The following is a 13,135-nucleotide window of genomic DNA, read 5'->3' on the forward strand; positions in this document are numbered from 1 at the left end:
GTCGGGGGGTTCAAGTCACCTTGGCTGCATACGTTCATGGCGACTAAGGACCAAGTGGGAGGAAACCCAACCGTGAAGTATGCAGGCCGGCTCGCCGCTGTCGCCGTCGTCGGCGCGCTCTCCCTCGCTGCGTGCGGCACAGACAACAATGCCCCCGGCGGCGGCACCACGGCCGCCAGCGCGCCCGCCGCGGGCAACGACAATGGTCTGAGCGGCACGATTCAGGCCGCGGGCTCCTCCGCCCAGGCCAACGCGATCACCGAGTGGACGAAGAACTTCACGGCCACGAACTCGGGTGTGACCATCAACTACCAGCCCAGCGGCTCCGGCGCGGGCGTGCAGTCGTTCATCCAGGGCACGGTCTCCTTCGCCGGCTCGGACTCGGCGCTGAAGCCGGAGGAGGCCCCGCAGGCCGACGCCCGCTGCAAGACCGGCAAGGCCATCAACATCCCGATGGTGACCGGCCCCATCGCAGTGGTCTACAACCTCCCCGGCGTCGAGGGCCTCCAGCTCTCCCCCAAGACGCTCGCCGGCATCTTCAACAGCAAGATCGTCAAGTGGGACGACGCCACCATCAAGGCCGAGAACCCCGACGCCAAGCTGCCGTCCACCCCGATCCAGGCCTTCCACCGCTCGGACGAGTCGGGCACCAGCGACAACTTCACCAAGTTCCTCAAGGCCACCGGCGGCTGGGCGTACGAGCCCGCCAAGGCGTGGCCCGCCGAGGCCAAGGGCCAGGGCGCCAAGGGCTCCGACGGCATCGCCTCCTCCATCAAGGACACCGAGGGCGCGATCAGCTACGTCGAGCTCTCGTTCGCCGAGAACTCCTCGCTGCAGAAGGCCAAGGTCGCCAACGGCGCGAACGAGTACGTCGAGCTGACCCCCGAGAGCGCGGCCAAGACCATCGAGAGCGCCCAGATCAAGGGCACCGGCAACGACCTCGCCCTGTCGATCGACTACGCCACCAAGACCGCGGGCGCGTACCCGATCGTGCTGGTGACGTACGAGATCACCTGCGAGAAGGGCCTGCCGGCCGACCAGTCGAAGGTGGTCAAGGCATTCCTCACCTACACCGCCAGCGACGAGGGCCAGTCGGCGCTGAAGGAGCTCGGCTACGCCCCGCTGGCCGGCACCCTGCTCACCAAGGTCCGGTCCGCTGTCGAGGCGATCTCCTGATTGCAGATGACCACAAATCTGAAGACCCGTGACGGCGGGCCGGCCATGAGCCGGTCCGCCTCGCGGCGCACCCATGGTGAAGGCCCTTTCCGCTTCGTCTCCACCGCGGCCGGCGTCATCCTGCTGGCGATCATGGCGGCCATCGCCGTGTTCCTCATCAGCGAGGCGATCCCCGCCCTGCAGGCGAACAAGGCGTCCTTCTTTTTCGAGCTGACCTGGGACCCCAACGGCCAGAAGGTGTTCGGCATCGCCGCCCTGGCCTTCGGCACGGTGCTCAGCTCGGCACTCGCCCTGGTCATCGCCACCCCGATCGCGGTCGGGGTGGCGCTGTTCATCTCGCACTACGCGCCCCGCCGCCTGGCCTCGCCGCTCGGCTACCTGGTCGACCTGCTCGCCGCCGTGCCCAGCGTGGTCTACGGCCTGTGGGGCCTGGCGTTCCTGGTGCCGCTGCTGCGCGAGCCGTCGAAGTGGCTGAACGAGAACCTCGGCTGGTTCCCGCTGTTCGCCGGCGAAGGCGCCGTCGGCGGCAAGACCATGCTCGCCGGCTCCGTCGTGCTGGCCATCATGATCCTGCCGATCATCGCGGCCATCTCCCGCGAGGTGTTCCTCCAGGCGCCGAAGATGAACGAGGAGGCGGCGCTCGCGCTCGGCGCCACCCGCTGGGAAATGATCAGGATGGCCGTGCTGCCGTTCGGCCGCCCGGGCATCATCAGCGCCGCCATGCTCGGTCTCGGCCGGGCCATGGGCGAGACCATCGCGGTCGCGCTGATCTTCCCCGCGACCTTCGACATCACCTTCGAGATCCTCACGCCCCACGCCAACAGCATCGCCGCGAACATCGCCAACGGCTTCGGCGAGGCCACCCAGATCGGGCGCGGCGCGCTGATCGCCTCCGGTCTGGTGCTGTTCGTCATCACGCTGCTGGTCAACATGGGCGCCCGCCTGATCATCAACCGGCGCAAGGAGTACGGGAGGGCCGGCGCATGACGGGAATCCAGCACATCTCGACCGGCCGCCGGATCAAGGACAAGTTCGTCCAAGGGCTGGTCTACCTGGCGTTCGCGCTCGCCGTGGTGCCCCTCGTCTCGGTGCTCTGGCTGGTCATCTCCAACGGCCTGGCCCGCTTCGACCTCGAGTTCCTCACCCACTCGATGCGCGGCATCGGCGCCCGCGACGCGGGCGGAGGCGCGTACCACGCGATCATCGGGACGCTGGAGCAGGTCCTGCTCGCCTCGCTCATCTCCGTCCCCATCGGCCTGTTCACCGCGATCTACCTGGTCGAGTACGGCAACGGCGGCCGGCTCAGCCGCTCGATCAGCTTCTTCGTGGACGTCATGACCGGCGTCCCCTCGGTGGTCGCCGGCCTGTTCGTCTTCGCGTTCTGGATCCTCGTCCTCGGCTTCCAGTTCTCCGGCTGGGCGGGCGCGCTCGCGCTGTCGATCCTGATGATGCCGACGGTGGTCAGATCGGCCGAGGAGATGCTCCGGCTGGTGCCCAACGACCTGCGCGAGGCCTCGTACGCGCTGGGCGTGGCCAAGTGGCGCACGATCCTGAAGGTCGTGCTGCCGACGGCGTTCACCGGCATCGTCACCGGCGTGATGCTGGCCGTGGCCAGGGTCGCCGGCGAGACCGCGCCGCTGCTGATGACGGTGTTCTTCACCAACTCCATCAACAACGATCCGTTCACCGGACCGCAGATGGGCCTGCCGCTCTTCGTCTTCGACCAGGCGGCCCGGCCCAACGACACCGCCATCGACCGGGCGTGGACCGGCGCCCTCACGCTCATCCTGATCGTCATGCTGCTCAACCTGGTGGCGCGTCTGATTGCCTGGTGGCGCGCGCCCGCCAGGGGCCGATAGGGGGTTATCGACGCAATGTCCAAGCAGATCCAGGTCTCGGGTCTCGACGCGTACTACGGGTCGCACAAGGCGATCGAGGACGTGTCCATGACCATCGAGCCCCGCTCGATCACCGCGTTCATCGGCCCGTCCGGATGCGGCAAGTCGACGTTCCTCCGCACGCTCAACCGCATGCACGAGGTCATCCCCGGCGCCCGCGTCGAGGGCAAGGTCCTGCTCGACGGCGAGGACCTGTACGCCCCCACCGTCGCACCCGTCTCGGTGCGCCGGATGATCGGCATGGTATTCCAGCGCCCCAACCCGTTCCCCACGATGTCGATCGCCGAGAACGTGGCCGCCGGCCTCCGGCTCAACGGCCGGGTCAGCAAGTCAGAGCTCGACGGCATCGTGGAGGAGTCGCTCAAGGGCGCCAACCTCTGGAACGAGGTCAAGGACCGCCTCAACAAGCCGGGCGCCGGCCTGTCGGGCGGTCAGCAGCAGCGGCTCTGCATCGCCCGGGCCATCGCGGTCAAGCCGCAGGTCCTGCTGATGGACGAGCCGTGCTCGGCGCTCGACCCGATCTCCACGCTGGCCATCGAGGACCTCATGGCCAAGCTCAAGGACCAGTACACGATCGTCATCGTCACCCACAACATGCAGCAGGCCGCCCGGGTCAGCGACAGGACCGCGTTCTTCAACCTCGCTGAGCAGGGCAAGCCCGGCAAGGTGATCGAGATGGACGAAACGTCCCGCATGTTCACCAACCCGTCTCAGAAGGCCACAGAGGACTACATCACGGGGCGCTTCGGCTGATGACCCAACAGCAGGCGGCACTCACGGTGAACGGGGACACGCGGACCAAGCCCGTACTGCTCATAGCCGACCCCGACGACGCCGTCGTGGAGGACCTCGCCACGGCGCTCGAACGCGAGGGCGTGGCCGTCACAGGCGCGCCCGACGGTGCTCAGGGCCTCCTCCAGGCGGGGGCCCTGCAGCCTGACGTGGTGCTCGTCTCGGCCACGCTCACGGTCATCGACGCGGTGGAGTTCGTCCGCGCTGTACGCCTCGCGCGCGCCGTCCCTGTGCTGCTCGGCGTCGGCGAGGGCCACGCCGAGCAGGCGGTGCGCGCGCTCGCGGCCGGCGCGGCCGCCTGCGTGGCCAGGCCCTACCGGGTGACGGAGCTGCTGCCGTTCATCCAGGCGGCCTCGCCCGGGTCACGCCAGCTGCTGGCCGTGGGCGGGGTCGAGCTGGACGTGCAGGCCTATCAGGTACGCGTGGACGGGCGGGCCGTGCACCTGCCGCTGCGCGAGTTCGAGTTACTGCATTACCTGATGCGCAACGCCGACCGCACGGTCACCCGTGAGCAGATCATGCGTCACGTGTGGCACGCGGCGGCGACCACCTCGACCAACACGATCGCGGTGCACGTCAAACGCCTGCGCGCCCGGCTGGGCGACGAGGACGACCAGCTCATCCAGACCGTGCGGGGCGTCGGCTACCGCCTGGTCACGCCGGGCACTTCCGGAAGTCCTGCATGATCCGCTTCGCCACGCCTTCGACGGTCGCTATGCCGTACCCCACCTGAGGGCTTCCCTCGGTGAGTACGGCAATGGCGTAGTCGTGGCCGTCGCCTCTGAGCAGGCCCACGCTGATCGTGGCCCAGAGCTTGTTCGAGACGCGCTTGAGCCAGCCGTTCTTCAGCGCCACGCGGTCGCCTTTGCACGCGGCGGCGCTGATCCCCCAGTTCTGGCCGTCGATGACCCGGCCCATGAGGCTGAGCACCTGGTCGCGGTCCTTGGCCCTGAGCGGGCTCTTGGGGGCCACCAGGGCGCGCATGAGGCGGATCTGGTCGTCCACCGACGTTCGGGTGATTCCCCAGCAGTACAGGTCGACGCAGTTGCCCGGGACGCCCTGCGTGTGCTTGAGCCCGAACTTCCTGCCGGCCTTCGTGAAGCCCGGCGCGCCGCCGAGGCGCAGCCAGAGGCGGTCGGCGGCGTGGTTGTCGCTGTAGCGGATCATGATCTCGGCGTCGTGCCGGACGGCCTGTGGCAGTTTCTTCCACGGGGTCTTGAGCAGCAGGCCCATGAGGATCTGCGCCTTGGCGGTGCTGGCGGTGATCATCCGCTCGCCCGGGTGATAGCGGTAGAGCCGCCCGGTCGCCAGGTCCTTGACCATGGCGGTGACCTTCCCGGACCGGCCCGCGAGATAGCCGTCGAGCCGCTTGCTCATCCGCTTGGCCGGGACCGGCGCCAGCGTCTCCTCGGCCGAGACCTGCTCCAGCCGGGCCCCGGCGGCCTCCTCGCGGATCCCCAGCAGCACCGGAGCCCGTCGTGCGAGGGGTACCTTTGCGGGGGCCGGTAATCGCGGGGCTCCGGATGCCGGGACGAGGGCGGCGAGCAGGGCCAGTGCGATGACCGCTCGTGGTACTGCCTGTCCTCGGCTCGCCACCATTGACGCATTATCACGAAAAATTGCGACAGGCCGCTAGACGGCGGCGGCGATGAGTTTCGCGATCGAGTCGTCGTCACACGTGTCCCAGAAGTCCCCCACGACGTCTTCCAGGTGCTGAAGGGAATCGGCCCGGAACAGTACGTCCTGATATTTCGTGATGTCGTAGTGGGTCGTGCCCATCGCCGACAGGTCCAGCGGCCGGATGTCCATGCCGCGGAACTCCTCGATCTCCCCGTACGAGGACAGGATGCCCGCCCCGTACGCCTTGAGCTCGCCCGCCTCCCGCATGACCCCGAACTCCAGCGTGAACCAGAACACCTTCGACACGAACTCCAGCGCCTCGTCCGACTGGACCCGGCGCGCGGCCTGGCCCGCCAGCCGGTAGAGGGCGGCGTACCGGGAGCTCGCCAGCGCGTTGGCGTGCCCGATCACCTCGTGGATGACGTCCGGCTCCGGCGTGTAGAAGGGCACGGAGTGGTGCCGGATGTACTGCGTCGAGTGGAAGTACCCGTCGGCCAGCACGCCGTAGAAGTCCCGCAGCGGCACCAGCCCCGCGGCCGGCAGATAGCGGAACCCCGTCAGCGGCTCCAGCAGGCGCGAGACCTCCTCGAGCTGCGGGATCCGCTCCTGGGGCAGCCCCAGCCGGTCCACGCCGTCGAGATACTCGGCGGTGGCGTACTTGGCGTGCTTCACCGCCAGCTCCCTGGTCACCAGGGCCCAGACCTCGTGCTCCTGCTCGGTGTACTCGGCGGCCGGGATGGGCGTGCCCGGGCGGTAGTTGACGGCCAGCCCGGCGATCGCGTTCCGCCGCGCCCGATACACCGGATCCGCGAACCCCGGGTGGGACGCGGACAGCTCGACCACCACCGATCCGTCCTGCTGGGCCGCGACGGGGGCGAAGTACTGCGCTTCCTCAAACATGTCCAAATGACAGCAAACCCCGGTTTTCCTGGCAAGAGCGCCCAGTTCTGCTAAGCGATACGCTAGATTTCGCACTCTAAGTCGCGAAATTTCTGGTCGAATCGCCCAGCATGGGAGGGGCAGGCCATGGACGATCTGGACGCGAGGTTGCTGGTGACCATGCGTGCCCATCCCCGGATCGGGCTGACGGAGCTGGCCCGGCTGCTGGGCGTGGCGCGCGGCACCGTACAGGCTCGGGTGGAGAAGCTGACGGCCAGGGGCGTGATCGAGGACTTCGGCCCGACCGTGTCACCAGCTCAGGCCGGATACCCCATCCTGGCCTTCGTGTGGCTGCAGATCGCCCAGGGCCGGCTGGTGGAGGCCGTGGAGGCGCTGCGGGCCGTCCCGCAGATCCTGGAGGTTCACGGTACGAGCGGCCAGCACGACCTGCTGTGCCGGGTGGTGGCGCACACAACGGACCATCTCCAGGAGATCATCGCCCACATCCTGGCGTCGCCGGCGGTGCAGCGGACGGACACGACCATCTCCCTGTCCACCCAGATCCCCTACCGGATCGAGCCACTCCTGAACATCCGCTGAGTGCCATACAAAAAAGAGGGCCACCCTTCCGGGTGGCCCTCCTTGTTAAATATTGTGCGGCGGTGACCTACTCTCCCACACCCTCCCGAGTGCAGTACCATCGGCGCTGGGAAGCTTAACTTCCGGGTTCGGAATGTAACCGGGTGTTTCCTTCCCGCCATAACCGCCGCAACCCCTCGAGCAGCAACTGTTTGCTGTCTCAGAATTGCCTAGTGGACGCGAGCAAGAACGACTCGAAAAGTCTGCTTTGTGGTCAAGTCCTCGGCCTATTAGTACCGGTCAGCTCCACACGTTACCGTGCTTCCACCTCCGGCCTATCAACCCGGTCGTCTACCGGGAGCCTTACCCACTCTCGTGGTGGGAGACCTCATCTCAAGGCAAGCTTCCCGCTTAGATGCTTTCAGCGGTTATCCCTCCCGAACGTAGCCAACCAGCCGTGCACCTGGCGGTACAACTGGCACACCAGAGGTTCGTCCGTCCCGGTCCTCTCGTACTAGGGACAGCCCCTTTCAAGTCTCCTGCGCGCGCAGCGGATAGGGACCGAACTGTCTCGCGACGTTCTAAACCCAGCTCGCGTACCGCTTTAATGGGCGAACAGCCCAACCCTTGGGACCTACTCCAGCCCCAGGATGCGACGAGCCGACATCGAGGTGCCAAACCATCCCGTCGATATGGACTCTTGGGGAAGATCAGCCTGTTATCCCCGGGGTACCTTTTAGCCGTTGAGCGACACCGCTTCCACACGCCGATGCCGGATCACTAGTCCCAGCTTTCGCTCCTGCTCGACCCGTCAGTCTCACAGTCAAGCTCCCTTGTGCACTTACACTCAACACCTGATTGCCAACCAGGCTGAGGGAACCTTTGGGCGCCTCCGTTACTCTTTGGGAGGCAACCGCCCCAGTTAAACTACCCACCAGACACTGTCCCCGATCCGGATCACGGACCAGAGTTAGACATCCAAAACGACCAGAGTGGTATTTCACCAATGACTCCACCCGAACTAGCGTCCGAGCTTCCCAGTCTCCCACCTATCCTACACAAGCCGTTCCAAACACCAATGTCAAGCTGTAGTGAAGGTCCCGGGGTCTTTCCGTCCTGCTGCGCGAAACGAGCATCTTTACTCGTACTGCAATTTCACCGGGTCTGCGGTTGAGACAGCGGGGAAGTCGTTACGCCATTCGTGCAGGTCGGAACTTACCCGACAAGGAATTTCGCTACCTTAGGATGGTTATAGTTACCACCGCCGTTTACCGGCGCTTAAGTTCTCACCTTCGCCCAACAAGTTGAGCTAAGCGGTCCCCTTAACGTTCCGGCACCGGGCAGGCGTCAGTCCGTATACATCGTCTTACGACTTCGCACGGACCTGTGTTTTTAGTAAACAGTCGCTTCCCCCTGGCCACTGCGACCCCCACCAGCTCCGAGTGCAAAACTCATCACCAGCAGAGGTCCCCCTTCTCCCGAAGTTACGGGGGCAATTTGCCGAGTTCCTTAACCACAGTTCACCCGATCGCCTTGGTATTCTCTACCTGACCACCTGAGTCGGTTTAGGGTACGGGCCGCCACAACACTCACTAGAGGCTTTTCTCGGCAGCATAGGATCATCCACTTCGCCACAATTGGCTCGGCATCACATCTCAGGCATAAAGAACGCGGATTTGCCTACGTTCCGCCCTACATGCTTACCCCAGGACAACCATCGCCTGGGCTGGACTACCTTCCTGCGTCACCCCATCGCTTACCTACTACCCGATCGGTTCGAGCGTTCACTCTGACCCCAAGCCCGAAGGCTCAAGCGAGTTAAGGACTCTTAGCATCACGAGGTTCAGTATGGGCGCATTGAAGCGGGTACGGGAATATCAACCCGTTGTCCATCGACTACGCCTGTCGGCCTCGCCTTAGGTCCCGACTTACCCTGGGCGGATTAGCCTGCCCCAGGAACCCTTGGTCATCCGGCGCGAGGGTTTCTCACCCTCGATTCGCTACTCATGCCTGCATTCTCACTCGCACAGCTTCCACAACTAGATCACTCTGCTGCTTCACCAGCTGCACGACGCTCCCCTACCCACCAACAGCTCATAGCTGTCAGTGCCACGACTTCGGCGGTGTACTTGAGCCCCGCTACATTGTCGGCGCAGAATCACTTGACCAGTGAGCTATTACGCACTCTTTCAAGGGTGGCTGCTTCTAAGCCAACCTCCTGGTTGTCTCTGCGACTCCACATCCTTTCCCACTTAGCACACGCTTAGGGGCCTTAGTCGGTGATCTGGGCTGTTTCCCTCTCGACTACGAACCTTATCGCCCGCAGTCTCACTGCCACGCTCTCACTTACCGGCATTCGGAGTTTGGCTGACGTCAGTAACCTTGTCGGGCCCATTAGCCATCCAGTGCTCTACCTCCGGCAAGAAACACGCGACGCTGCACCTAAATGCATTTCGGGGAGAACCAGCTATCACGGAGTTTGATTGGCCTTTCACCCCTACACACAGATCATCCCCCAGGTTTTCAACCCTGGTGGGTTCGGTCCTCCACCCAGTCTTACCTGAGCTTCAACCTGCCCATGCGTAGATCACTCCGCTTCGGGTCTACAGCATGCGACTCAAACGCCCTATTCAGACTCGCTTTCGCTACGGCTCCCCCACACGGGTTAACCTCGCCACACACCATAACTCGCAGGCTCATTCTTCAAAAGGCACGCAGTCACATCACACAACAGCAAGCTGCTGTAAGCTCCTACGGCTTGTAGGCACACGGTTTCAGGTACTATTTCACGACCCCTCACCGGGGCACTTTTCACCTTTCCCTCACGGTACTCGTGCACTATCGGTCATCAGGGAGTATTTAGGCTTACCAGGTGGTCCTGGCAGATTCACACAGGATTTCTCGAGCCCCGTGCTACTTGGGATCCCCTCCGAGAGTCCATCCAATTTCGCCTACCCGGCTCTCACGGTCTACGGCGCCCCTTCCCAGAGGCTTCAACTATCAGATGGATTTATCACTCTCCGAGACAGCGGCAGCTACCTCAAGAAGGTCCCACGACCCCGGACATGCAACGCCTGCCGGCTATCACACACGCCCGGTTTAGCCTCATCCGCTTTCGCTCACCACTACTCACGGAATCACATATTGTTTTCTCTTCCTACGGGTACTGAGATGTTTCACTTCCCCGCGTTACCACCAACCGCCCTATACATTCAGGCGGAGGCAACACCACATGACTGGTGCTAGGTTTCCCCATTCGGACATCCCCGGATCAACGTCTGGTTGGCGACTCCCCGAGGCTTAACGCAGCCTCCCACGTCCTTCATCGGCTCCTGATGCCAAGGCATCCACCGTGTGCCCTAAAAAACTTGGCCACAAAGATGCTCGCGTCCACTATGCAAATCTCAAACAACAAACAGCAACCGCATCCACAACTCCGAAAAGCTGCTTCAGCGGCCCTGTCATCCAAGAAGAACCAGGCACGCATGCCCGTTCCTTCAGGACCCAACAGTGTGTCCAACCAGTCCGCACCCTCGCGACCCCGTTCCCACTCCCTTACGGGCGGTACTAGCAGTCCGACTGTTACAGCCTGGTTGAGTAGCCAGTGCTCCACTAGTGAGCTGTCACCCCACCGATCGTGCGCCGGTGACGGGCGAGTGTGCTCCTTAGAAAGGAGGTGATCCAGCCGCACCTTCCGGTACGGCTACCTTGTTACGACTTCGTCCCAATCGCCAGCCCCACCTTCGACCGCTCCCCCCCCTTACGGGTTGGGCCACGGGCTTCGGGTGTTGCCGACTTTCGTGACGTGACGGGCGGTGTGTACAAGGCCCGGGAACGTATTCACCGCAGCATTGCTGATCTGCGATTACTAGCGACTCCGACTTCATGGGGTCGAGTTGCAGACCCCAATCCGAACTGAGACCGGCTTTTAGGGATTCGCTCCACCTCACGGTATCGCAACCCTCTGTACCGGCCATTGTAGCATGTTTGCAGCCCAAGACATAAGGGGCATGATGACTTGACGTCATCCCCACCTTCCTCCGAGTTGACCCCGGCAGTCCCCCATGAGTCCCCACCACCCCGAAGGGCGTGCTGGCAACATGGAGCAAGGGTTGCGCTCGTTGCGGGACTTAACCCAACATCTCACGACACGAGCTGACGACAGCCATGCACCACCTGTCACCCAGTCCGAAGAGGGCCCCATCTCTGGAGCTTTCCGGGTGATGTCAAACCTTGGTAAGGTTCTTCGCGTTGCGTCGAATTAAGCAACATGCTCCGCCGCTTGTGCGGGCCCCCGTCAATTCCTTTGAGTTTTAGCCTTGCGGCCGTACTCCCCAGGCGGGGCGCTTAATGCGTTAGCTCCGGCACGGAGATCGTGGAAGACCCCCACACCTAGCGCCCAACGTTTACAGCGTGGACTACCAGGGTATCTAATCCTGTTCGCTCCCCACGCTTTCGCTCCTCAGCGTCAGGTAAGGCCCAGCAAGCCGCCTTCGCCACCGGTGTTCCTCCTGATATCTGCGCATTTCACCGCTACACCAGGAATTCCACTTGCCCCTACCTACCTCTAGCCGGCCCGTATCCACCGCAGACCCGCAGTTAAGCTGCGGGCTTTCACGGCAGACGCGACCAGCCACCTACGAGCTCTTTACGCCCAATAATTCCGGACAACGCTTGCGCCCTACGTATTACCGCGGCTGCTGGCACGTAGTTAGCCGGCGCTTCTTCTGCAGGTACACGTCAACTTCGTCCCTGCTGAAAGAGGTTTACAACCCGAAGGCCGTCATCCCCCACGCGGCGTCGCTGCGTCAGGCTTCCGCCCATTGCGCAATATTCCCCACTGCTGCCTCCCGTAGGAGTCTGGGCCGTGTCTCAGTCCCAGTGTGGCCGGTCGCCCTCTCAGGCCGGCTACCCGTCGTCGCCTTGGTAGGCCACTACCCCACCAACAAGCTGATAGGCCGCGAGCCCATCCCCAACCGAAAAACTTTCCACCACCACCCGATGCCAGGGGCGGTCATATCCGGTATTAGACCCAGTTTCCCGGGCTTATCCCAGAGTCAGGGGCAGGTTGCTCACGTGTTACTCACCCGTTCGCCGCTCGAGTACCCCGAAGGGCCTTTCCGCTCGACTTGCATGTGTTAAGCACGCCGCCAGCGTTCGTCCTGAGCCAGGATCAAACTCTCCAAACAATGTCTCGTCTGGATTGTGAATCCAAGCAATAACCGTCAATCATGACGGGGTCATGCATGTGTATCTCATGCACTGGCTTTTAACACACTGTTGAGTTCTCAAGAAACGGACGCGTACATCCTCACTCGAGCCGTTCAGGCTTTTCGCTCGGAGGCGTTCATTTCGTTGTGTCTTAATTCTTTCAGCCGTTCAAGTCCCTGTCAAATTGACCCGACTTGCTCGACCTGCTGGAATTAATCCGCGCCCCGCTTCCGGGACAACCCCTCTAACTTACCAGCCCATCCGGAGTGTTACGAACACCCAAGGGCGAGCCTGAAGGAAGTGGGATCCGCCGGGCATCTCCGGAGGTTCGAGGAACCTCTTGACCGCCCTGCGGGAAGCAACTCTAGCAGCCCGCAGCGCCCACTTCTGCCTCTTAGGTAATCCCTAGACCCTTCCCTCACCACGCAACGCTCAAACCTTCCCAAGAACCCCCTGGTCGGCAGGCGCGACATCAAGCCGACAGCAAGTCATCCGCAATCGTCACCAGGTACGAAGTAGCTACGAGCAGACTGCGCTCTCGGAGGTGTCCGCTATGACCCGCTCGGAGTTCGACGACATCCGTGCCTTCCTCGCCGATGAGGCGACTCATGCCGGAGACCTGCTGAGAATCGCCAGGACCCTGATCGACGACCTCGAACACGCCCGCCTACACGAGGCCATGCTTCGCACCCACTACCTGCGCCTCCTGACGGCCGCGCGGGCGACGGTGGCGGCGGACATCGTGGGCGCGCCCGACCCCCTGGCGTTCCTCAAGCATGAGCTGGGCGAGCGTGGCCAGCTGCCGGAGGACGGCGAGGCCGTTCAGCGCATCCTGGCAGACGCCCGGACGGCGGCGGCGCTGCTCGAGTGCCTGGAGAACGCCACCCCGCAACGCCCGCGCGCAATGCGCCTGCGCCGCCGCTGCGTATCCATGCGGAGGACCCTTCCGCGTTAGCCGCTGACCTGATGACGACTCAGGG

Annotated in this window: 9 protein-coding genes and 3 rRNA genes; 7 read left to right on the forward strand and 5 right to left on the reverse strand. The window is 63.7% G+C overall.

Annotated elements, in window-relative coordinates; genetic code table 11:
- Positions 1-72 precede the first annotated feature (72 nt).
- The 5 genes from pstS to ABD830_RS25880 are packed head-to-tail and all read left to right on the forward strand — an operon-like array spanning position 73 to position 4,552.
- Positions 73-1,176, forward strand: a complete 1,104-nt coding sequence (gene pstS / locus ABD830_RS25860; RefSeq protein WP_344992262.1) for a phosphate ABC transporter substrate-binding protein PstS — start codon at positions 73-75, stop codon at positions 1,174-1,176.
- A 6-nt stretch (positions 1,177-1,182) separates the two neighbouring features.
- Positions 1,183-2,163 (forward strand): phosphate ABC transporter permease subunit PstC, encoded by a 981-nt coding sequence (gene pstC / locus ABD830_RS25865; protein WP_344992265.1) that lies wholly within the window; start codon positions 1,183-1,185, stop codon positions 2,161-2,163.
- Positions 2,160-3,035: a phosphate ABC transporter permease PstA gene (gene pstA / locus ABD830_RS25870; protein WP_344992268.1), complete on the forward strand. Its 876-nt coding sequence runs from the start codon at positions 2,160-2,162 to the stop codon at positions 3,033-3,035. The genes pstC and pstA overlap by 4 nt, the downstream gene beginning before the upstream one ends.
- A gap of 15 nt (positions 3,036-3,050) precedes the next feature.
- Positions 3,051-3,827 (forward strand): phosphate ABC transporter ATP-binding protein PstB, encoded by a 777-nt coding sequence (gene pstB, locus ABD830_RS25875; RefSeq protein WP_344992270.1) that lies wholly within the window; start codon positions 3,051-3,053, stop codon positions 3,825-3,827.
- The gene (locus tag ABD830_RS25880; RefSeq protein WP_344992273.1) at positions 3,827-4,552 is read left to right on the forward strand and encodes a winged helix-turn-helix transcriptional regulator; all 726 of its coding nucleotides are present in this window, start codon (positions 3,827-3,829) and stop codon (positions 4,550-4,552) included. The genes pstB and ABD830_RS25880 overlap by 1 nt, the downstream gene beginning before the upstream one ends.
- Here the strand turns inward: ABD830_RS25880 and ABD830_RS25885 are convergent.
- On the reverse strand, positions 4,521-5,333 hold the full coding sequence (locus ABD830_RS25885) for a serine hydrolase (protein WP_344992276.1): 813 nt from the start codon (positions 5,331-5,333) through the stop codon (positions 4,521-4,523). The genes ABD830_RS25880 and ABD830_RS25885 overlap by 32 nt on opposite strands.
- A 165-nt stretch (positions 5,334-5,498) precedes the next feature.
- Entirely contained in the window at positions 5,499-6,386 is an 888-nt protein-coding gene (locus ABD830_RS25890; RefSeq protein ID WP_344992279.1) for a phenylalanine 4-monooxygenase, read from the reverse strand.
- A gap of 126 nt (positions 6,387-6,512) precedes the next feature.
- Here ABD830_RS25890 and ABD830_RS25895 point away from each other — a divergent pair, with 126 nt between their 5' ends.
- Positions 6,513-6,965: an Lrp/AsnC family transcriptional regulator gene (locus ABD830_RS25895; protein WP_344992282.1), complete on the forward strand. Its 453-nt coding sequence runs from the start codon at positions 6,513-6,515 to the stop codon at positions 6,963-6,965.
- 54 nt (positions 6,966-7,019) lie between these two features.
- Here ABD830_RS25895 and rrf read toward each other — a convergent pair.
- The 3 genes from rrf to ABD830_RS25910 all read right to left on the reverse strand — a co-directional run bounded on the left by rrf (position 7,020) and on the right by ABD830_RS25910 (position 12,133).
- Positions 7,020-7,136: ribosomal RNA gene (gene rrf, locus ABD830_RS25900) — 5S ribosomal RNA — on the reverse strand.
- 78 nt (positions 7,137-7,214) lie between these two features.
- A 23S ribosomal RNA gene (locus ABD830_RS25905) occupies positions 7,215-10,318 on the reverse strand.
- 295 nt (positions 10,319-10,613) lie between these two features.
- Positions 10,614-12,133 (reverse strand): 16S ribosomal RNA (locus ABD830_RS25910).
- Together the 16S, 23S and 5S rRNA genes form the textbook arrangement of a ribosomal RNA operon.
- Positions 12,134-12,708: 575 nt before the next feature.
- Between ABD830_RS25910 and ABD830_RS25915 the strand changes: the two genes are divergently transcribed.
- Positions 12,709-13,110, forward strand: a complete 402-nt coding sequence (locus tag ABD830_RS25915) for a hypothetical protein (RefSeq protein ID WP_344992285.1) — start codon at positions 12,709-12,711, stop codon at positions 13,108-13,110.
- The last annotated feature ends 25 nt before the right edge of the window (positions 13,111-13,135 follow it).

This window comes from Nonomuraea helvata (genome assembly GCF_039535785.1).
GTDB classification, from domain to species: Bacteria; Actinomycetota; Actinomycetes; order Streptosporangiales; family Streptosporangiaceae; genus Nonomuraea; species Nonomuraea helvata.

What these genes read in the sequence shown, in the direction of transcription:
- pstC (WP_344992265.1), top strand. Translation starts at nt 1,183, where the DNA reads ATGACCACAAATCTGAAGACCCGTGACGGCGGGCCGGCCATGAGCCGG.
- pstA (WP_344992268.1), top strand. Translation starts at nt 2,160, where the DNA reads ATGACGGGAATCCAGCACATCTCGACCGGCCGCCGGATCAAGGACAAG.
- pstB (WP_344992270.1), top strand. Translation starts at nt 3,051, where the DNA reads ATGTCCAAGCAGATCCAGGTCTCGGGTCTCGACGCGTACTACGGGTCG.
- ABD830_RS25880 (WP_344992273.1), top strand. Translation starts at nt 3,827, where the DNA reads ATGACCCAACAGCAGGCGGCACTCACGGTGAACGGGGACACGCGGACC.
- ABD830_RS25890 (WP_344992279.1), bottom strand. Translation starts at nt 6,386, where the DNA reads ATGTTTGAGGAAGCGCAGTACTTCGCCCCCGTCGCGGCCCAGCAGGAC.
- ABD830_RS25895 (WP_344992282.1), top strand. Translation starts at nt 6,513, where the DNA reads ATGGACGATCTGGACGCGAGGTTGCTGGTGACCATGCGTGCCCATCCC.
- ABD830_RS25915 (WP_344992285.1), top strand. Translation starts at nt 12,709, where the DNA reads ATGACCCGCTCGGAGTTCGACGACATCCGTGCCTTCCTCGCCGATGAG.